The 20803-nt window shown below is 32.6% G+C and carries 17 protein-coding genes; 6 read left to right on the forward strand and 11 right to left on the reverse strand.

Features of this window, described 5'->3' with window-relative positions; all coding sequences use genetic code 11:
- Nucleotides 1-26: 26 nt before the first annotated feature.
- The 11 genes from E0F76_RS15485 to E0F76_RS15535 form a co-directional block, all read right to left on the reverse strand.
- Nucleotides 27-2054 carry a hypothetical protein gene (locus E0F76_RS15485; RefSeq protein WP_132008149.1) on the reverse strand — a complete coding sequence of 676 codons (2028 nt, stop codon included), beginning with the start codon at nucleotides 2052-2054 and terminating at the stop codon, nucleotides 27-29.
- 70 nt (nucleotides 2055-2124) lie between these two features.
- A complete protein-coding gene (gene fabG, locus E0F76_RS15490) occupies nucleotides 2125-2871 on the reverse strand; it encodes a 3-oxoacyl-[acyl-carrier-protein] reductase (protein WP_132008152.1) in 747 nt (248 codons plus the stop codon).
- Between the two features lie 112 nt (nucleotides 2872-2983).
- On the reverse strand, nucleotides 2984-3412 hold the full coding sequence (locus E0F76_RS15495; protein WP_132008155.1) for a hypothetical protein: 429 nt from the start codon (nucleotides 3410-3412) through the stop codon (nucleotides 2984-2986).
- Nucleotides 3413-3565: 153 nt separating this feature from the next.
- On the reverse strand, nucleotides 3566-4438 hold the full coding sequence (sucD, locus tag E0F76_RS15500; protein WP_132008158.1) for a succinate--CoA ligase subunit alpha: 873 nt from the start codon (nucleotides 4436-4438) through the stop codon (nucleotides 3566-3568).
- A gap of 76 nt (nucleotides 4439-4514) precedes the next feature.
- Complete coding sequence (locus E0F76_RS15505; RefSeq protein ID WP_132008161.1) at nucleotides 4515-4877, reverse strand: nuclear transport factor 2 family protein; 363 nt, start codon at nucleotides 4875-4877, stop codon at nucleotides 4515-4517.
- A 2-nt stretch (nucleotides 4878-4879) separates the two neighbouring features.
- The gene (locus tag E0F76_RS15510) at nucleotides 4880-5809 is read right to left on the reverse strand and encodes a UDP-3-O-(3-hydroxymyristoyl)glucosamine N-acyltransferase (protein ID WP_132008164.1); all 930 of its coding nucleotides are present in this window, start codon (nucleotides 5807-5809) and stop codon (nucleotides 4880-4882) included.
- Between the two features lie 75 nt (nucleotides 5810-5884).
- Nucleotides 5885-6451, reverse strand: a complete 567-nt coding sequence (efp, locus tag E0F76_RS15515; protein ID WP_132008167.1) for an elongation factor P — start codon at nucleotides 6449-6451, stop codon at nucleotides 5885-5887.
- A 93-nt stretch (nucleotides 6452-6544) separates the two neighbouring features.
- Nucleotides 6545-7330 carry an acyl-ACP--UDP-N-acetylglucosamine O-acyltransferase gene (gene lpxA / locus E0F76_RS15520; RefSeq protein ID WP_132008170.1) on the reverse strand — a complete coding sequence of 262 codons (786 nt, stop codon included), beginning with the start codon at nucleotides 7328-7330 and terminating at the stop codon, nucleotides 6545-6547.
- 124 nt (nucleotides 7331-7454) lie between these two features.
- Nucleotides 7455-8843: a bifunctional UDP-3-O-[3-hydroxymyristoyl] N-acetylglucosamine deacetylase/3-hydroxyacyl-ACP dehydratase gene (locus E0F76_RS15525; RefSeq protein ID WP_132008173.1), complete on the reverse strand. Its 1389-nt coding sequence runs from the start codon at nucleotides 8841-8843 to the stop codon at nucleotides 7455-7457.
- On the reverse strand, nucleotides 8843-9883 hold the full coding sequence (gene lpxD, locus E0F76_RS15530; protein ID WP_132008176.1) for a UDP-3-O-(3-hydroxymyristoyl)glucosamine N-acyltransferase: 1041 nt from the start codon (nucleotides 9881-9883) through the stop codon (nucleotides 8843-8845). Before lpxD ends, E0F76_RS15525 begins: the two co-directional genes overlap by 1 nt.
- Before the next feature lie 39 nt (nucleotides 9884-9922).
- Nucleotides 9923-11152: an HD domain-containing protein gene (locus tag E0F76_RS15535; protein WP_132008179.1), complete on the reverse strand. Its 1230-nt coding sequence runs from the start codon at nucleotides 11150-11152 to the stop codon at nucleotides 9923-9925.
- A 206-nt stretch (nucleotides 11153-11358) separates the two neighbouring features.
- Between E0F76_RS15535 and E0F76_RS15540 the strand changes: the two genes are divergently transcribed.
- The 6 genes from E0F76_RS15540 (at nucleotide 11359) to porX (ending at nucleotide 20654) form a co-directional block, all read left to right on the forward strand.
- Complete coding sequence (locus tag E0F76_RS15540) at nucleotides 11359-11853, forward strand: GbsR/MarR family transcriptional regulator (RefSeq protein WP_132008182.1); 495 nt, start codon at nucleotides 11359-11361, stop codon at nucleotides 11851-11853.
- A gap of 28 nt (nucleotides 11854-11881) precedes the next feature.
- Complete coding sequence (locus E0F76_RS15545) at nucleotides 11882-12988, forward strand: efflux RND transporter periplasmic adaptor subunit (RefSeq protein ID WP_132008185.1); 1107 nt, start codon at nucleotides 11882-11884, stop codon at nucleotides 12986-12988.
- Nucleotides 12989-13021: 33 nt separating this feature from the next.
- Nucleotides 13022-16189 (forward strand): efflux RND transporter permease subunit, encoded by a 3168-nt coding sequence (locus tag E0F76_RS15550; protein WP_132008188.1) that lies wholly within the window; start codon nucleotides 13022-13024, stop codon nucleotides 16187-16189.
- Nucleotides 16179-17579 carry an efflux transporter outer membrane subunit gene (locus tag E0F76_RS15555; RefSeq protein ID WP_132008191.1) on the forward strand — a complete coding sequence of 467 codons (1401 nt, stop codon included), beginning with the start codon at nucleotides 16179-16181 and terminating at the stop codon, nucleotides 17577-17579. The genes E0F76_RS15550 and E0F76_RS15555 overlap by 11 nt, the downstream gene beginning before the upstream one ends.
- Nucleotides 17580-17798: 219 nt before the next feature.
- Entirely contained in the window at nucleotides 17799-18746 is a 948-nt protein-coding gene (locus tag E0F76_RS15560) for a hypothetical protein (RefSeq protein ID WP_132008194.1), read from the forward strand.
- 354 nt (nucleotides 18747-19100) lie between these two features.
- Entirely contained in the window at nucleotides 19101-20654 is a 1554-nt protein-coding gene (gene porX / locus E0F76_RS15565; protein ID WP_132008197.1) for a T9SS response regulator signal transducer PorX, read from the forward strand.
- Nucleotides 20655-20803 lie beyond the last annotated feature (149 nt).

Genomic DNA, 20803 nt, shown 5'->3' on the forward strand with positions numbered 1-20803 from the left:
AACTATATTTTAAACTTATTAATTATTTACAGCATTCCATTGTATTTACGAATAAACCATTCAGTAGCCAACGAAATAGCAATTAAAACCAATAACCAAACCCAATCAATTAAAGGTGTTTTGGCTACAATTGATTTTTCAATCGCTTTGTAATTTTCATTTTCTAACAGCGATTTTATCAAGACATCAGCCTGATTTGGATAATATACTTTGCCCTGAGTTTGTGCTGCCAATTGTGTAAGTCGTTCCAAATCAGGATTTACAAACTGCTTTTCGATATCAAATTCTAAAATTTCAAAATGATTGCTGTACACCGTATTTGAATTCAATTCTTTGACTGAAAAATTATAAGTTCCAGCTGAAATTCCGTCAAGATTTACCCTATAAACATTGTTTCCTTTTAACAAATCGAAGTTTTTGGTTTGTTTGGTTTTGGTATTAGTAACAGCGATTGTCAAACGAGCTTTCTCATCGAATTCGTAGTTTTTATTGAAATATTGCGCAGAAATTTCTATGGATTCACCAGTATTGTAGAAATTTTCGTGATTAACAACCAATGATTTCTTGGAATTATTGGAAGCTAAAAACTGAATGATTTTATCAACAAAAAGATCGTACTTTTCATAGGATTGGTTGTCGATATGACTTTGCAAACGCCATTTCCAACTATTTTCACCCAGAAAAAAAGCAGCACGTCTTCCTTGATTTTCGGCGAAAGCCAATAAAGGAGAATTCGTATTTACATTTCTTATTTTTGACGAAAGCAAAGTCGAAACGTTACCATTTACTTTTATTGTTCCAAAGGCATTTTGCAAAGGAGGAAAAGTTGAAAAACCGAAATCTTCCATTGCAAAAAGATTAAATTGCGAATTGAATTCGGCTAAATAATCTTCTTTTTGACCACTCATTCTAAAAACTATATTGTCCTGTTGCTGGTTCAAAAAATTGAAATCAGTATTGGTTCCAGTGATTATAAATGTATTAATTCCAGCCAATTTATTTTTTTCAAAAACCGATTTAAATTCTGCAGTAGGTTGATACAAAATTAAAATAGAATAATCTTGTAACGATTTGATAACATTTGGCTTAACTACAGTTACTTTTCGTTGTACATTAGATTCAATCGCTCGTTTTAAAGCACCTATATCAGGATGATTTATGGCAGTAACTATAGCGATATTTGTCTTTTGGTCAATGACTTCTACAGCAAAATTCTTTGTATTGTTATAGGTGTTTTTTTCTTTTTCTTTCGATGAAATTGTGGCTTTAAAAATTTGTAATCCTACTTTATCGGCAGGAAGTAAAACAGTAAGTATTGCCGATTTTTTAGAAGGAGAAAAAGAAACTGTTTGCTTCGTCAACACCGAATTTCCTTGTGAAATACTAAAATCTGCATTCAAATTTTTACTGCCAGAATACTGCAAAAACACTTCTACAGGAAATTTATTCTTCTGGAAAGCATATTTATTGGCATTCAATTGATTTATTTTCAAATCCAAATAAGTGGTGGTATCACCAACAACAAGTGGATAAACTTTATTGTTTGCATCAAAACTATAAACATAATCATTCCCCGATGTTTGGTTTCCATCAGTTATTAAAACCGTTGGGAAAACTACATTTTTGTATATACTCTTCAAACTTTTGGCAACTACATCAATATTGGTCTGCTTTCCTTTAAAGTCAAATTCTTCCGATTGTTCAATTTCACTATCGAAACGATAGGTTTGAACATCAAATTTATCTTGTATTGCTTTGTTTTGGAATACTTTTTTATAAAGTTTAAATGCGGTTGCATTGGCTTTCAAATTAAAAATAGAACTTGAATTATCGACAACAATTGGCAAAGGTGTTTTTACAATTTCATAAGTATTTCTGGAAATTATTGGATTAATTAACAACAACAAAATCCCCAAAATGGATACAAAACGCAAAAAAGCCAAAACCAAGTTCGATTTCAACTTGGTTTTGGCCTTATAATAATATTGAAAAAAAGACAAACTTCCTGCTATCACTATTGAAAGTAGTATAAGTAGGACGGTGATTGTTGTCATATTTAGTAGTGATCTTTAATCAGTGTGTAGTATTCAGCTGCTTACTGAAAACTGAACACTGAATACTTTTTTAAGTAAGCATTCCTCCGCAAACGTTTAATACTTGTCCTGTTACATAAGCACTCATATCTGAAGCTAAGAAAAGACAGGCATTTGCAACGTCTTCTGTTGTTCCACCTCGTTTCAAAGGAATTCCGTCTCTCCAGCCTTGAACTACTTCATCGCTTAATTTTGCTGTCATTTCAGTCTCAATAAATCCTGGTGCAATGGCATTACAACGAATATTACGTGATCCTAATTCGAGTGCTACTGATTTTGTGAATCCAATAACTCCTGCTTTCGACGCAGCATAATTCGTTTGACCAGCATTTCCTTTAACCCCAACAACCGAACTCATATTGATAATTGAACCTGCTCTTTTCTTCAAAAATGTTTTTTGAATCGCTTTTGTCATATTAAAAACCGATTTCAAATTAACATCAATTACTTTGTCAAAATCAGCTTCTGACATACGCATCAGTAAATTATCTTTGGTAATTCCTGCGTTGTTAATTAAAATATCAACCGTTCCAAATTCAGCCAAAACAGCATCAATAAGTTCTTGTGCTTGATTAAAATCAGCAGCATCCGATTGGTATCCTTTGGCTTTTACTCCCAAAGCATTCAATTCGTTTTCTAATGCTTGAGCTGACTCTACAGATGAACTGTATGTAAAAGCTACACTAGCACCATTTTTAGCAAAAATTTCAGCAATTCCTTTTCCAATTCCGCGACTTGCGCCTGTAATTATAGCCACTTTTCCTTCGAGTAATTTCATACGTTCGATATAAGTTTATTTATTATTGATTTTCAAATATAAGAATAATGTAGTGAGTGCCAAAAAAAATGCCCGACGATTTGTGGGCATTTATATTTTGTAATACAATGTACTAAAAAGCCACATTCCATTTTGGTAATTTTCCATTTTCGTCTAAGAAATTTTGTAAAATTTGACCTTCTAGGAAAGTTGGAATTACTTTATTTTTATCGTTAAAAGTTTCGTACCAATATACTTCTAATCGGGCAATATTTTCCAATTTCATTTGTGCTGGCCAAGAATATTTTCTTCCTGTTTTTGCAAATTGATGTCCATTTACGATTTTTTCGAATAAACCTCCATTTTTGCTTTTCAAAGTCCCGTCATTTTGAATCGTTCCAGTAGAACCTACCATGATCAATTCTTTTTCTTCCCCATCAAGAGCATAAACCAAAAATATTCCACTTCCAGTTTCTGATGCATTACAAACTTCTTCTAAGCTATCCTCAATTGCAAAACTGAACTGATCTTTAACTTTTATTTTTTTTAATTCTTTGTACATATTTTCTTGTTTTGTCACACCCGAGCGTCAGCTAACTAATAACTGAAGTCACTTAGGCGCAAAGTGATTATTTTATAAACTTTAATAATAGAAAAAAGTCTCAACACAATATTGAGACTTTTTTTATACTTATAATTTAAGTAATTTGGATTTTTATCCTAATACTTCTTTTACTTTTTTTCCAATTTCAGCTGGAGAATCTACAACGTGAATTCCACATTCTCTCATGATACGTTTTTTGGCTTCAGCGGTATCATCAGCACCACCAACAATAGCACCTGCATGACCCATAGTTCTTCCTTTTGGAGCGGTTTCACCAGCAATAAATCCAATAACTGGTTTGCGGTTTCCATCTGCTTTAATCCATTGTGCAGCATCAGCTTCCAATTGACCTCCAATTTCACCGATCATAACGATACATTCGGTCTCTGGATCATTCATGAATAATTCAACAGCCTCTTTAGTTGTAGTTCCAATAATTGGATCTCCACCAATTCCAATTGCTGTAGTAATACCTAATCCTTGTTTTACTACTTGGTCTGCTGCTTCATAAGTTAAAGTACCAGATTTTGATACGATTCCAACTGTTCCTTTTTTGAAAACAAAACCTGGCATAATACCTACTTTTGCTTCACCTGGAGTAATTACACCTGGACAGTTTGGGCCTATTAATCTACAATTTCTATTTTTGATATAATTATTTGCTTTAATCATATCGGCTACTGGAATTCCTTCAGTAATTGCAATAATCACTTTGATACCTGCATCTGCAGCTTCCATTATAGCATCAGCAGCAAAAGCTGGTGGCACAAATATAATTGAAGTATCAGCTCCAGCTTGTTCAACGGCTTCTTTTACCGTATTAAAAACAGGGCGGTCTAAATGAGTTGAACCACCTTTTCCAGGAGTAACTCCACCTACTACGTTTGTACCATATTCAATCATTTGAGATGCATGGAAAGTACCTTCACTTCCTGTAAATCCTTGAACAATTATTTTGGAATCTTTATTAACTAAAACACTCATATTCTATTTTTTAAGTTGTCTTTTTTTATTGAAGTTGCAAAAGTAAGGTTTTGCAGATGATTTTCGAAAAATTTATTTAAGAAATATGACTCATTTGAAAACCTTTGAATAATTTTCCGTCTTTCACTTCCCAAATCACGAAAAAATTTGCCAAAAGCATGTCTTCTCGGGGATTTTCAATTGTTTTTACAATGTGGGAATAACGTAGTGAAACCATATTATTTTCATGCACAATATGACTAATTTTAATTTTAGAACGAACATAGGCCTTTGCTAAATCAGAGCTAAGCGAAATTATATCATCAAATTTCATTTGAATGACACCTTTAGTTGTGTTCCAATCAATTGTAACATCGGGATGCAATAATTCACTTACTTTTTTAGTGTCTAAAAAAACATCCGATTTATAAAATGCTAATACAATGTTCTTTGTTGTCATATTTATTTTAATTTTTGAAGAATTTCCGGAATCTTTTTAATATTAGCAAGTTGTTTCAATTTTTCCCTTGATTCTTCGATAGGGGTACCAAAATAGGACTTACCTCCTTCAACTGATTTGGTAACTCCTGTTTGTCCCAATATTACTGCTTTCGCACCTATTGTAATTCCACTAGTAGTTCCTACTTGTCCCCAAATGGTTACTTCATCCTCAATTATTACGCAGCCAGCAATTCCTGTTTGAGAAGCAATCAAACATTTTTTTCCAATTTTTGTGTCGTGACCAACATGTACTTGATTGTCAATTTTTGTTCCTTCTCCAATAGTTGTATCTCCAGTTACACCTTTATCGATAGTACATAACGCACCAATTCCAACATTATCCTCAATAACCACTCTTCCTCCAGAAACTAATTGCTCAAAACCATCAGGTCTTTTTTTATAATAAAAAGCATCTGCTCCAAGTATTGTTCCGGCATGAATAATTACGTTATTTCCTATAATCGTATGATCATAAATAGAAACATTGGAATGAATTAGGCAATTTTTTCCTATTTCAACATGATTTCCAATAAAACAGTTGGGTTGTACTAAGGTATTCTCTCCTATTTTGGCTGTAGCTGAAATGGCTGAATTTGAATATTGGAAAGGCTTGAAATGTTTGGTTAAAATATTAAAATCTCTAAATGGATCATCAGAAATCAACAAGCCTTTTCCTTCAGGACAAGTTACATTTTTATTAATTAAAATGGTTGTTGCAGCTGAATTTAAAGCTTTGTCGTAATATTTTGGATGATCCACAAAAACAATGTCACCAGATTCCACCACGTGAATTTCATTCATTCCTAATACTGAAAAATCAGAATCGCCTACAAATTCACAATTAAGTAGTGTAGCAATTTCTTCTAAAGTGTGCGTTTTGTGAAATTTCATAAATTTGATATCTGTGTTCCGTAATTAGTGTTCCGTATACCATTTGCATTCAAACGGAATACGGAACACTGCAAACTATTCCTTAACTCTTTCCATATAATTACCAGAAGTAGTATCAATTTTTATTTTGTCCCCTTCATTGATAAACAAAGGTACATTCACAGTAGCTCCAGTTTCAACAGTAGCTGATTTAGTTGCATTTGTTGCCGTATTTCCTTTAATTCCAGGCTCTGCATAAGTAACTTCAAGTACCACAGATGCTGGCATATCTACTGAAAGTGGTAAATCAGTTTCTGTATTAATGCTCACCATTACACTTTCACCTTCTTTTAATAAACCGGGTGAATCTAGAATATTTTTATTTAAGGATATTTGTTCGAAAGTCTCTGTATTCATAAAATGAAATTCATCCCCTTCCGGATATAAATATTGGAATTTATGGTTCTCAACTCTCACTTCTTCAATTTTATGCCCAGCAGAAAACGTATTGTCTAATACTTTTCCATTAGTTAAACTCCTAAGTTTTGTTCTGACAAAAGCAGGACCTTTTCCTGGTTTAACATGAAGGAATTCGATAATTTTATAAATATCATTGTTGTATTTGATGCACAATCCGTTTTTAATATCTGATGTTGATGCCATTTTTTTATTTTAGATTTAATAATTTAGATTTTTGATTCTAAATAGGTTTAATTAATGTTTAAATTATGGGAACTAGAATTTATATTTCTAATTTTATGAATTTCCAGAATATCCTTTCATAATGCCTCTTGATGAATTTCTGATAAAATCCAAAATCTCATCTCGTTCTGGAGTGGCTTCCATTTCAGCTTCTATAATGCCAATTGCTTGAGTGGTATTGTAATTTTTTTGATATAAAATTCTATAGATATCTTGAATTTCTTTGATTTTTTCAGGCGTAAATCCACGTCTTCTTAATCCAACCGAATTTATTCCTACGAAAGACAAAGGTTCTTTTGCCGCTTTTGTAAAGGGAGGAACATCTTTTCTTAACAATGAGCCGCCAGAAATCATAGCGTGATCACCGATAGTAATAAATTGATGAACAGCAGCTAATCCGCCCACAATGGCATAATTCCCAACTGTTACGTGACCTCCTAAGAGCACTCCATTCACAATTATTGCATTATGTCCAATATGACAATCATGAGCAATATGAGCTGCAGCCATAATTAAACAATTATCTCCAATTACAGTTTGACCTGAGGCAATAGTACCTCTATTAATAGTTACACATTCTCTAATAGTGCAATTATCACCGATAATAGCTAGAGAATCTTCACCACCAAATTTTAAATCTTGAGGAATAGCTGAAATTACTGCTCCTGGGAAAATATTACAATTTTTCCCTATTCTTGCGCCTTCCATTATGGTAACATTTGAACCTATCCAGGTTCCATCTCCAATAACGACATTGTTATGTATGGTTGTAAAAGGCTCTATTACTACATTTTTTGCAATTTTCGCACCGGGATGAACATAAGCTAACGGTTGATTCATTTTTTAAGTTTAATTGTTTAACTGGTTAATCGTATAAATGTTTAACTGGTTAGTTATTTATTTGTTTTATTAGGTACTATAATTATTTAATCGTCTAACCCGTTAATCGATTAAAACAATTATACTACTGTTTTTTGGCTATTTGAGCCATTAATTCTGCTTCAGCTACTAATTTACCGTTGGCATAAGCATGGGCTTGCATGTGGCAAATTCCTCTTCTAATAGGAGTGATTAGTTCACATTTAAAAGTTAGGGTGTCGCCCGGGAGAACTTTTTGTTTGAATTTAACATTGTCCATTTTCATGAAATAAGTTAAATAATTTTCTGGATCAGGAACGGTACTCAAAACTAAAATTCCGCCAGTTTGAGCCATCGCTTCGACAATTATTACTCCTGGCATAACTGGAGCTCCGGGAAAATGCCCTATAAAAAAACTTTCATTCATAGTGACATTCTTCATCCCTACAATATGATTTTCAGACATTTCAATAATTCTATCTAGAAATAAAAATGGTGGTCTATGTGGTAAAACCGACATGATTTTATGAATATCCATCAATGGCTCTTGATTTAAATCATAAACAGGAACTTGATTTCTTTGTTCAATTTTAATGATTTTTGCCATTTTTTTTGCAAACTGAGTATTTACAAAATGACCCGGTTTGTTTGCAATTATTTTCCCTTGAATTCTAGTTCCAATTAAGGACAAATCACCTACAACGTCTAGCAATTTATGTCTAGCCGCTTCATTTGGATAATGTAAAGTAAGATTATCTAAAATACCATTTGGTTTCACTTTCATTTCGTCTTTCCCAAAAGCAACTTTTAGATTATTCATCGTTTTTTCGGAAATTTCTTTATCCACATAAACAATTGCATTGTTCAAATCACCTCCTTTTATTAATCCATTTTCTAAAAGAGATTCTAATTCATGTAGAAAACTAAACGTTCTTGAATTGGATATTTCGGTTTTAAAATCAGAAATATTTTTCATGGTAGCATTTTGAGTTCCAAGTACTTTGGTGCCAAAATCGACCATTGTGGTTACTTGATAATCATCACTTGGCATAACTAAAATCTCACTACCTGTTTCATCATCTGTATAGGAAATTACTTCTTTTACAACGTAAATATTTCGTTTTGCTTCCTGCTCGTTAATTCCTGCTTTCTCAATAGCTTCAACAAAATATTTTGATGATCCATCCATAATAGGAAGCTCTGAAGCATCCAATTCAATTATAATATTATCTATATCACAACCGACTAATGCCGCCAAAACATGTTCAGGAGTTTGAATTTTAACTCCTAATTTTTCTAAATTGGTTCCTCTTTGAGTATTTACAACATAGTTTGCATCTGCTTCAACAATGGGATGTCCTTCTAAATCAATTCTAATAAAAGTAAAACCATTATTAATTGGCGCAGGTTTAAAAGTCATTTTAACTTCTTTCCCTGTGTGTAATCCAACACCAGTAAGTGAAATTTCTGTTTGGATGGTCTTCTGTTTAACCATTATTTTTGTTTTTTATCGTTTAATATTTCTTTTTTCAATTTTTCTAGTTCAGTAACAATCTTTGGTAAATTTTTAAAATGAACATATGATTTACTAAAATCATTATATCCAAATGTAGGGCTTCCTTGCAATACCTCATTGTCTTTTATATTTCTGCCCACGCCAGATTGAGCTTGAATTCTGACATTATCACCTATTGTCAAATGACCAACAATCCCTACTTGACCACCAATCATTACATTTTTGCCAATTTTTGTAGAACCAGCAATTCCAGTTTGAGCAGCAATTACAGTATTTTCACCGATGTCTACATTATGTCCAATTTGGATTTGATTATCCAATTTCACCCCTTTTCTGATGAAAGTAGATCCTATTGTTGCTCTATCTACAGTAGTGTTTGCACCTATTTCTACATCTTCTTCTATTATTACATTTCCAATTTGAGGAATTTTAGAAAAGTTTCCATTAGAATTTGGTGCGAAGCCAAAACCATCTGCTCCAATGATTGCTCCAGAATGTATGATACAATTAGCACCTATTATAGTTTCTGAATATATTTTTGCACCTGCAAATATGGTAACATTATCTCCTAACACAACATTCTCTCCAAGATAACTATTGGGATAAATTTTCACGTTTTTGCCTAAAACTACATTTTCTCCAATGTAGCTGAAGCTTCCCAAATATAAATTCTCACCATATTTGACACTTTTCGGCAGAACTGAAGGCTGCTCTATGCCTACCATAATTCCTTTTTTGGCTTGATCGTAAAACTCCAATAATTTAGTAAAAGATAAATAAGCATCCTCTACTTTTATTAAGGTTGTCGTTATTTCTCCTTCAGGCTCAAAAGTTTTATTTACAATTGTTATTGACGCTTTAGTAGTATAAATAAAAGGTAAGTATTTTGGATTTGCCAAAAAGGTGATTGACCCTTCTGTACCTTCTTCGATTTTAGAAAGCGTATTAACTTCTGCATTGGGATTGCCAAAAACTTCACCTTCTAAAACTCCCGCTATTTGTTCTGCTGTAAATTTCATCTTGACAAAAATATAAAAAATAGAATTTAAATATTGATTTTATATAAGTTGTTTTGGAAAACAAATATAATACTTGGTCACTAACTTTGATAAAGACTTTAAATTCAATTGGTCAGAGGCTTCCACTACATCTTCAATTGACTTATCTTTTTTCAAAATTCGTATGGGTTCTGCTTCAATACTGTAGGCTTGATTTTTAATTTTGCCTTTGAAAATAAAATAATTAGTTTCTGATATACTAAGATTATTTTCTAATGCAAAGCGCTCTTTTAAATTATGTAAATCCTCTATTGAAACTTTTTCACTACTTATTTTAATTTTCAATAAATCCCTGTTAATTAACATTGTACTTAGTGAAGATAGTATAAAATCATCTTGTTTTTGCCACGATTTCAATGCGCTAATAATATCAAAATCATCTAATTGTGAAAATAAATCCAAATTTTCTATATCAAATGCTTCTAGGTTGATTTTATTATGTAAAAAGTATTTTAATGGATCACTACACGGCAAATCAATTCCTTTCAGAGTTAATTCTTTTGCTCGTTTTAATACTTTCGTCAAAATCAACTCGGCAACTAAACTGGTTTTATGCAAATACACTTGCCAATACATCAAACGTCTAGACATCAGGAATTTTTCGACTGAATAGATGCCTTTTTCTTCAATCACTAATACGTCATCAACTACGTTCATCATTTGAATCAGTCGCTCTGAATTGATATTTCCTTCAGATACACCCGAGTAAAAACTATCGCGTTTCAAGTAATCCATTCGATCCATATCCAATTGACTGGAAATGAGTTGTAGCATGAATTTTCTATGATAATCCCCTTCAAAAACTTGAATTGCTAAACTCAATTGACCATTAAATTCTGTGTTTAATTGGTTCATGAACAAAAGAGAAATTGATTCGTGATGAACATCTTCTACAATACTTTTTTCCATTGCATGAGAAAATGGTCCGTGGCCAATGTCATGCAATAAAATAGCTATGTACAATGCATTTTCTTCCTCCTTAGATATAGAAACTCCTTTAAAACGAAGGGTATCGACTGCTTTTTGCATAATATGCAAACAACCTAAAGCATGATGAAAGCGGGTGTGATTTGCTCCAGGATAGACCAAATAGGACAATCCCATTTGAGTAATTCGACGTAATCTTTGAAAATAAGGATGTTGAATTAAATCGTAAATTAAGGCATTGGGAATGCTAATAAACCCGTAAATGGGATCATTAAATATTTTTAGCTTATTAATTTCACTCACTAGAACTTTTTTTTAGGTCAACAAATATAGGCAAATTTGATTTTAATTTATATAGTGTTTTTTTAATTGCTTCTTCTTAATAGTAAAATATAATAACATTCTCATTTAATTAAATTAATCTAGACTGATTAAATTTAACATAAAATTAAGTTCGATTAGTTCGGTGTCTAGCGAACCAATTCTATCTTTGCACAAATTTAAATATCATGGATATTCAGAAAGAAAAAAATGAACTTATAGAAATGTTTGGTATTCATTTTGAAAAATTATACAACATTCCACCTTTAGCTGCACGAATATTAGGAACTCTTATTATTGATGGTTGCAAAGCTGGACTTACATTTGAGACATTAGTAGAAACAATGAACGCCAGTAAAAGCTCTATTTCCACTAATTTAAATTTACTTTTAAAAATGGATAAGATCACGTATTTCACTTTATGCGGAGATCGAAAAAAATATTTTAAATCAGCAGATTTAAGTAAAAGACTAGAAAATTATTTGAATTTAATTGATTCTGAAATGACAATCATTACTCGAATGATTAATTATAGAGAACAAACGGCCTCCTGTCCTAAAGAAAAATGCAATCTAGAAAATGTGAAAGCGTATAAAATTCATATTAGTGAAGTAGATAAATCTATTCGAAAAACAATTGAAGAATTTAAGAAAAAAGAAATTACCAATAATAAAAATCAATAAATAAATCAAATTTAGTAACTATTCGCAAATGAAAAAGAGATATTTTATAAGTGCCCTTTTGTTATCAATTGGCTTGCTTTCCTGCAAAAAAGAAACAACTCAAACGGCTCCTTTGGCAATGCCGTATAAGGTAATCGAAATCGAAAAATCTAACAGCACTTTGTTAGCCGAATATCCTGCAAGTTTAGAGGGAATTACAGATATAGATATTCGTGCAAAAGTAGATGGATATATTGAAAAAATATATGTTCGAGAAGGTCAGGAAGTTAAAAAAGGACAATTGCTTTTTAAATTGGAGACACAAACAGCCACACAAGAAGCTGGTGCTGCAAAGGCAAAAGTTGCTGCCGCACAAGTTGAAGTAAGTCGTTTGAAACCTTTAGTGGAACGTAATATCATTAGTGATGTACAATTAGAAACTGCAAAAGCAAATTTGGCAAGTGCCAAAAGTACGTACCAAAGTATTCTTGCAAAAATTAATTATGCAACCATTAAAAGTCCCGTGAACGGAATTGTTGGGACGCTACCTTTACGACTGGGAAGTTATGTGAGCAGTCAAACTGAAGAACCTTTAACTCGTATTTCAGATGTGAGTACTATCTATGCTTATTTTTCAGTAAATGAAAAACAGCAATTAGATATCATGATGAATGCAGAAGGAAAAACATTTCAACAAAAAATCAATAATATGCCCGCTGTAAATTTGATTTTAAGTAATGGGATGGAATATGAACAAAAGGGGAAAATTGAAACCTTTAGTGGACAAGCTAATTCACAAACGGGTTCGTTTAATGTAAGAGCAAGCATACCAAATGCTACCAAGTTATTGCGTTCTGGAGGAAGCGGAACGATTCAAATCCCAACTTATCTAAAAGATGTTATTGTAATTCCACAAAATGCAACCTTAGAAATGCAAGACAAACGAATAGCTCTTGTTGTTGATAAACAGAACAAAGTAAAAGCCGTTCCAATTAAAGTACGGGCGGTATCTGGTGGAGAATTTTTTGTAGTTGATAGTGGATTAAATACCAACGATAAAATACTTATTGAAGGAGTTGGAATTGTAACTGAGGGAACTGCTATCATACCAGAATTAGTTAATTATGCTTCCATAATTACTCCAGCAAAAAAATAATTGACAAAATAACTATTGACAAAATAACAACATATGTTTTCAAAATTCATTGACAGACCAGTATTGTCAACGGTGATTTCTATCATCATCGTCATTTTGGGGGTTATAAGCTTAATTGCGCTTCCCGTTTCGCAATATCCAGAAATAGCGCCACCAACGGTAACAGTTTCTGCAAATTATCAAGGGGCAAGTGCCGAAGTAGTAATGAGCTCAGTAGTCATTCCTTTAGAAGAACAAATCAATGGTGTTGAAGACATGACCTATATGACTTCAACTTCCAACAATGATGGTTCAGCATCGATAAGCATCTATTTTAAATTAGGAACCAATCCTGATTTAGCAGCTGTAAATGTTCAAAATCGTGTATCTCGCGCCACTCCTTTATTGCCACAAGAAGTTACAAAAGCTGGAGTTACAACAGCCAAAAGACAAAGTGATAATATTTTGATTTTCTCCTTATATAGTAAGAATCCTAATTATGACATGACTTTTCTACAAAACTATGCTAACATCAATGTCTTACCAAAAATAAAAAGAGTTGCAGGTGTAGGAGATGCAATGATATTTGGTCAAAAAGATTATTCGATGCGCATTTGGCTCAAACCAGATGTAATGGGTGCTTATGGACTGGTACCATCAGATATCAGTGCATTATTAGCCGAACAAAATATTGAAGCAGCACCGGGACAATTGGGTGAAAATAGCGACCAATCGTTTCAATATACCTTAAAGTATAAAGGACGTTTGCAAAACATTAAAGAGTTTGAAGAAATTGTTGTTCGCTCTACGGAAAATGGTGAAGTCCTTAAGTTAGGCGATGTAGCTAGAATTGAATTGGGCGCTGTCAATTATGCTAGTAATACGCTTACCAATGGCAATCAATCGGTGGCGATTGCAATAGCACAAACTGCAGGTTCCAATGCGCAGGATGTTATTGAAGGTTGTTTAAAAATATTAGACAAATCAGCTGTAAATTTTCCTAAAGGAGTAAAATACACTACTTTAATTAATGCCAATGATTTCTTAGATGAATCCATCACAAAAGTAATTCACACCTTACTCGAAGCCTTTTTATTAGTATTTATTGTTGTTTTTATCTTTTTACAAGATTGGAGATCCACACTTATTCCGGCTATTTCTGTACCGGTTGCCATTTTGGGAACCTTCTTTTTCCTAAGCATATTTGGCTTTACTATTAACTTGTTAACACTGTTTGCATTGGTACTTGCTGTAGGTATCGTCGTCGATGACGCCATAGTTGTGGTCGAAGCCGTGCATGCCAAAATGGAAGCAGGAGAACACGATCCAAAAAAAGCAGCTCATAGTGCCATGAATGATATCAGTAGTGCGATTATTTCCATTACTCTAGTTATGGCTGCGGTTTTTATCCCCGTATCCTTTATTAGTGGTTCAGCTGGTGTTTTCTACAAACAGTTTGGATTAACATTGGCTGTTGCAATTCTATTGTCTGCTGTTAATGCTCTTACCCTATCACCGGCTTTATGTGCTATTTTCTTAAAACCACATGGAAAAGAAAAGAAAAAAGGATTTTTAGAACGTTTTTATACGGCATTTAATGTTGGATTTGAAACTACAACGAATAAATATAAAAGGTCAGTTGAATTTTTCATTAAACGCAAATGGTTGGCTTTTTTAGGAATCGCACTTTTTGCAGGAATTTTTGTCTTATTATTGAATATTACTCCTAAGGCATTTGTTCCAGGAGAAGATACAGGAGCTATTCTTTCGGATGTTTCCCTGGCACCAGGAACTTCTTTGAAAAGAACAGAGGAAGTATTATTACAAATTGAAAATAAAATAAAAGATATTCCTGAAATAAAAGAAGTACTACGTGTTTCGGGTCGAAGTTTAATTAGTGGAACAGGTAGTAACTACGGAATGGTTATCGTTAAATTAAAACCATGGGCAGAACGTAAAGAAGCCAATCAGGAAGTTAGCGCTATTGTACAAGAATTATTCAAACGTGCGGCTACCGTAAAAGATGCTAAAGTGTTGTTTTTTGCTCGTCCAACGCTTGTTGGATTTGGATTTACCAATGGTTTCGAATTTCAGTTACAAGATCAAAAAGGGGGGACTATTCAAGAATTAGGTGACGTAAATACCAAGTTTCTGGCCGCTTTAAACAGCCGTCCGGAAATCAAATATGCAGCTACCTCTTTTTCACCTAATTATCCTCAATACCGAATTGATTTAAATGTTCCAGCTATAAAAAAATCAGGTTTAACTGTTACAGATGTTTTAGGAACGTTGCAAGGGTATTATGGAGGCGTTTATGCTTCCAATTTTAACAAGTTTGGAAAACAATATAGAGTTGTATATCAATCTGACGCATCGTTTAGAAGTGATCCAGAATCCTTAAACAAAGTATTAGTTAGAAATAACAATGGAAAGATGGCACCAATTTCACAATTTGTGACATTAGAAAAAGTCTTTGGACCACAAGCTATTGAACGATTTAACTTGTTTACTTCGGTTAAAGTTACTGGAGCACCAAATGAAGGATTTAGTTCTGGTGATGCCATCAAAGCAGTTGAAGAAGTAGCCAGTCAAAGTTTACCTATTGGATATGGTTATGAGTTCTCAGGTATGACTCGTGAAGAAATTAGTTCAGGCGGACAAACGTTGTATATTTTCTTATTGTGTTTGGTCTTTGTGTATTTCTTACTAGCCGCTCAATATGAAAGTTATATGTTGCCATTTGCAGTATTAATTACACTACCTATTGGTTTAGCAGGCGCCTACATATTTGCCTATTTATTTAATGTGAGTAATAATATTTATTTACAAATTACGCTGATTATGCTTATTGGGTTGCTCGCCAAGAATGCCATTTTGATTGTAGAGTTTTCTATAGCCGCAAGACGAAAAGGCGTCAGCATCACACAAGCAGCCATTCAGGGAGCTGTTGCCCGATTGCGTCCTATTTTGATGACCTCATTTGCATTTATCTTTGGTTTAATGCCACTAATGTTTGCCAAAGGTGCAGGAGCTGTAGGTAACAAAGCTATTGGAGCTGGTGCCATTGGAGGTATGCTAATAGGTACTGTTTTAGGGGTATTTGTAATACCTGTAATGTTTATCATATTCCAAACATTACAAGAAAAAATTTCAATACAGCCACTTCCAATTGAAGAGGATAAATCAGATGTTGCACTTTTAGATCAAAAAAATGAAAAATAAAATATATAGACTCGCTTTATTAGGAGTGACAGCAACGGTAATGCAATCGTGTTTTGTTGCTAAAGAATATCAGCGTCCCAAATTACAAACGGAGAATTTATATCGAACTGAAGTAGTGTCTACCGACTCTACTTCATTGGCCGATGTTGCTTGGGATAAAATTTTTACAGATCCTCTTTTGCAGGGATACATATCCAAAGGATTGAAAAACAATTTGGATATCCGCATTGCCATGCAAAATATTGCGGCTGCACAGGCTACAATGAAGCAAGGAGAAATGGGCTACTTCCCTACTCTTTCTGCTAGTACCGATTGGACGCAGCAAAAAATATCCAAAAACAGTCAATCAGGTTCGTTTTTAAATGACTTAAACACACATCAATACCAATTGTATGGAAATCTTTCTTGGGAAGCTGACATTTGGGGGAAAATTAGAAGTAATAAACGAGCAACCAATGCAGCATATTTGCAAACAACAGCCGTAAATCAAGCCATAAAAACGCAATTAATTGCCAATATAGCAACTACTTACTACCAATTACTTGCTGTTGATGCTCAAATTAAAATTGCCGAAGAAACCTTAATCAACCGCAATAAAAGTGTTGAAACTATTTTGGCTTTGAAAAAAGCGGGTAATGTAACTGAAGTTGGCGTTAAACAAACCGAAGCACAAAAATATGCTACTGAAATAATTATCGCTGATTTGAAGAACAATATCATTATTTTAGAAAATACGATGAGTGTACTTTTAGGAGAAGCATCGGGAAAAATTGAGCGTTCTAATTTTGAATCTCAAAATCTGCAACCCATAATAACACTTGGTGTTCCAACTAATTTATTAAGAAACAGACCTGATGTTATTGCTGCCGAATACAATTTGATTTCTAATTTTGAATTGACAAATGTAGCTAAAAGCGGTTTTTATCCTAGCTTAAAAATTACAGCTGCTGGTGGACTTCAAAGTATTGATTTGAAAAATTGGTTTAGTGCCAATTCGATTTTTGCCAATATCGTGACGGGTTTGACACAACCAATTTTAAATCAAAGGCAAGTGAGAACCAAGTTTGAAATAGCCAAAGCCAATCAGGAAAAAGCGTATTTACAATTTGAGCAATCGTTGCTTATCGCGGGCAAAGAAGTTTCGGATGCATTAGCACAATACAATAATGAAACCTATAAAATTACAGTTCGTGAAAAACAAGCTGATGCATTAACAAAAGCGGCTACTTTTTCAGATGAATTATTGACTTATGGTTTAGCCAATTATTTAGAAGTTTTGACTTCTAAAAATGATGCTTTAAATACTAGATTAAATTTAGCTGATAATAAATTCCAACAATACAAAGCAATTATCCAATTGTACAGAGCACTTGGTGGTGGATGGAAATAATCTAGTTTGGATTCAAAAAAAAACAGCCTATTTTGTTCATTTATAAAAGCCACGAAGTACTGTACTTTGTGGCTTTTTTTCATCTATTCATATACTCAAACCTATTTGACATACAAGAAATTAATATAGTGATGTTGAATGCCTTATTCTGTTTATAAATTGTAATAACTATATTTATGGATAGAAAACTATTTACTATTTTTGCTTAAATTATTTAAAATGAATAATAAAAAAAGCATCACCTACCTCTTAATAATCATATTCTTTCTTGTAATTTGTTCCGCTACAAGTATTGGATATATTATTGGAAATTCTAATGCTAATAAGCAAAATACTCCTATTGCAACAAATCCCGAAGATAATCCTAAAATTAATTCAGAAATTAATGATTTAAAATCGGTTTATAATTCTAAAATTGCTGAAAAAAAAGCAAATTATAAAGAATTGGAAATGGAGAGAAATAAAGTTCAAGAACTTTTAATTGAGCTTGATGATGCAAAAGGGGATGCAAATTCACTATTAAAATACAAAGAACAATATAAAAATTTAGAAGGAAAAATGCGTCTTTTAGTTGACGAAATTGTAACGCTAAAAGGAAATAAAATCAAAGCTGTGTCTAATGTAATTGCATCTAAAAAAGCAAGACACATTTATAAAGTTCCTCAAAAAGTAATAGCTCAAATTTCGAAAACTGAAATTATTGTACCAATAAAAACCGAAGATATTCCAGAAAAAAAAGCAGAAAAAACAGCTACTGAATTGAAGCTAATCAATAAAGTAGTTCCCGAATTGAAGGTTGCCAATTTAGAAACAATAGGATATAGAATAAAATCTGCTGACGTTAGTGAAAATACTTCTTTGGCAAAAAAAACAAATTTTATCAGAGTTTCATTTTCCGTTACAGGTAATCCAAACTCATTAACTGAAGAAAAAAAATATTATATTCAGGTTATCAATAGTAAAAACAATGTTTTAGGATCAAAAATCACTGAATACATTGATGGCAAAACACTAACTTATAGCACAATGAAAGTAGTTCAGTTTGACGGCAAAACCAGTCATGTTGAATCTGATATCACTGCAGATAAATTTGAACAAGGAATCTATTTTATAAGTGTTTTTGATAGAAGTGAATTGGTTGCTAAAACCAAAATTAATTTAGATTAATAATTGGTTTCTCTCTATTTCAGTCGAATTACTAAAAGATGATCATTTCGTTTTGAATAACATAACGTATAGATTATACATCCAAAAATGTAGCGAAACGATTAAATAAAACCAATAAAGAAGGTGTTTCAATTCTTTTATAAATGATGGTTTTTTATAAAAGTATTATAAATCTAAAATGCATCAAACAGACCGAAGGCGCTACTATTTTTTGCACAGTCGGTCCACACAAAATAGAATTTGAATGCAATTCCTTAAATTAGTTATAATTTTTAATGCAATTCACAACTTCCGTTTATAAATAAAGTAAATTGGCATAATGATTTATTACTTTTGAATACTATTTATAAAATTATGGACAAGATAAAAATACTTTGGGTCGATGACGAAATTGACTATTTGAAACCTCACATTTTATTTCTGGAAAAGAAAAATTATAGTGTTACGACTTGCAATAATGGTCGTGATGCGATTGATCTTTTTGATGAAAATAATTTTGACATTGTATTTCTAGACGAAAACATGCCTGGAATGAGTGGCTTGGAGACGCTTTCAGAAATGAAGGAAAAAAAATCTTCGATTCCGATGATTATGATTACCAAGAGCGAGGAAGAATATATTATGGAGGAAGCGATTGGTTCTAAAATTGCCGATTATTTGATAAAGCCAGTAAATCCAAACCAAATTTTGCTGAGTTTAAAAAAGAATTTGGATCATTCTCGATTGATTTCTGAAAAAACAACCTTGGATTATCAAAAGGAATTTCGGAAAATCTCTATGGAAATGGCCATGGTTAATACCTATGAAGATTGGATTGAATTGTATAAAAAATTGATTTTTTGGGAACTTGAACTTGAAAATATCAATGATCAAGGAATGATTGAAATCCTAGAATCGCAAAAAGCGGAGGCCAATTCGCAATTTGGAAAATTTATTGAGCGCAATTATGAAGATTGGTTTGCTCCAAAAGCAGATAAACCGGTATTATCTCACAATTTATTTAGAGAATTGGTGGTTCCCGAAATTGTAAAAAAAGACAAACCAATTTTGTTTGTTGTCATTGACAATTTACGCTATGACCAATGGAAAATTTTTGAAAGTGTCGTGGGAAATCATTACAAAACAGAAAAAGAAGTTCCTTATTATTCTATTTTACCTACTGCTACTCAATATGCTCGAAATGCTATTTTCTCTGGATTGACACCACTTGAAATGGAAAAACAATTTCCACAATATTGGAAAAATGATCCTGAAGAAGGCGGGAAAAATTTATATGAAGCTGAGTTTTTGGCAGCACATTTAAAAAAATTAGGACTTAACATAACCCAGGATTATTTCAAAATAACCAATTTAGCCGCAGGAAAAAAACTAGTAGAAAACTTCAAATCATTAAAAAACAATGATTTGATCACAGTAGTTTACAATTTTGTCGATATGCTATCGCATGCAAAAACAGAAATGGATGTAGTAAAAGAATTGGCTTCAGATGATAAAGCCTATCGTTCGTTGACTTTGAGTTGGTTTAAGAATTCGCCGCTTTTAGAAATTATACAACAGGCACAAAACTTAGGATTTAAATTGATATTGACTACCGATCACGGTACGATAAACGTAAAAAATCCTTCGAAAGTAATTGGAGATAAAAACACGAGTCTTAATTTAAGATACAAAACTGGGCGTAGTTTATCTTATGAACAAAAAGATGTGTATGCTGTTAAAGAACCCAAAAAAATAGGTTTACCAACGATAAACATGAGTAGTTCTTATATTTTTGCGAAAAACGATATGTTTTTGGCTTATGTAAATAATTACAATCATTATGTGAGTTATTATAAAAACACCTATCAACATGGCGGAATTTCATTAGAAGAAATGATTATTCCTTTTCTAATTTTAAACCCGAAATAAAAGTGGTCAGTATTAAGTGGTCAGTGATCAGATTTAAAAAAGTGGTCAGATTACAATAAAACATGATACTGGACACTAATTACTGAATACTGATCACTGAACATTGCTCACTGAATACTGATCAGTAAAAACTAAACACTGAACACTAC

The organism is Flavobacterium cellulosilyticum (assembly GCF_004349355.1).
Classification (GTDB): Bacteria; Bacteroidota; Bacteroidia; order Flavobacteriales; family Flavobacteriaceae; genus Flavobacterium; species Flavobacterium cellulosilyticum.

What these genes read in the sequence shown, in the direction of transcription:
- fabG (WP_132008152.1), bottom strand. Translation starts at nt 2,871, where the DNA reads ATGAAATTACTCGAAGGAAAAGTGGCTATAATTACAGGCGCAAGTCGC.
- E0F76_RS15510 (WP_132008164.1), bottom strand. Translation starts at nt 5,809, where the DNA reads ATGAAATTTCACAAAACGCACACTTTAGAAGAAATTGCTACACTACTT.
- lpxA (WP_132008170.1), bottom strand. Translation starts at nt 7,330, where the DNA reads ATGAATCAACCGTTAGCTTATGTTCATCCCGGTGCGAAAATTGCAAAA.
- E0F76_RS15555 (WP_132008191.1), top strand. Translation starts at nt 16,179, where the DNA reads ATGAAAAATAAAATATATAGACTCGCTTTATTAGGAGTGACAGCAACG.
- E0F76_RS15525 (WP_132008173.1), bottom strand. Translation starts at nt 8,843, where the DNA reads ATGGTTAAACAGAAGACCATCCAAACAGAAATTTCACTTACTGGTGTT.
- lpxD (WP_132008176.1), bottom strand. Translation starts at nt 9,883, where the DNA reads ATGAAATTTACAGCAGAACAAATAGCGGGAGTTTTAGAAGGTGAAGTT.
- E0F76_RS15545 (WP_132008185.1), top strand. Translation starts at nt 11,882, where the DNA reads ATGAAAAAGAGATATTTTATAAGTGCCCTTTTGTTATCAATTGGCTTG.
- efp (WP_132008167.1), bottom strand. Translation starts at nt 6,451, where the DNA reads ATGGCATCAACATCAGATATTAAAAACGGATTGTGCATCAAATACAAC.
- E0F76_RS15540 (WP_132008182.1), top strand. Translation starts at nt 11,359, where the DNA reads ATGGATATTCAGAAAGAAAAAAATGAACTTATAGAAATGTTTGGTATT.
- porX (WP_132008197.1), top strand. Translation starts at nt 19,101, where the DNA reads ATGGACAAGATAAAAATACTTTGGGTCGATGACGAAATTGACTATTTG.
- E0F76_RS15505 (WP_132008161.1), bottom strand. Translation starts at nt 4,877, where the DNA reads ATGACAACAAAGAACATTGTATTAGCATTTTATAAATCGGATGTTTTT.
- sucD (WP_132008158.1), bottom strand. Translation starts at nt 4,438, where the DNA reads ATGAGTGTTTTAGTTAATAAAGATTCCAAAATAATTGTTCAAGGATTT.
- E0F76_RS15560 (WP_132008194.1), top strand. Translation starts at nt 17,799, where the DNA reads ATGAATAATAAAAAAAGCATCACCTACCTCTTAATAATCATATTCTTT.
- E0F76_RS15550 (WP_132008188.1), top strand. Translation starts at nt 13,022, where the DNA reads ATGTTTTCAAAATTCATTGACAGACCAGTATTGTCAACGGTGATTTCT.
- E0F76_RS15495 (WP_132008155.1), bottom strand. Translation starts at nt 3,412, where the DNA reads ATGTACAAAGAATTAAAAAAAATAAAAGTTAAAGATCAGTTCAGTTTT.
- E0F76_RS15485 (WP_132008149.1), bottom strand. Translation starts at nt 2,054, where the DNA reads ATGACAACAATCACCGTCCTACTTATACTACTTTCAATAGTGATAGCA.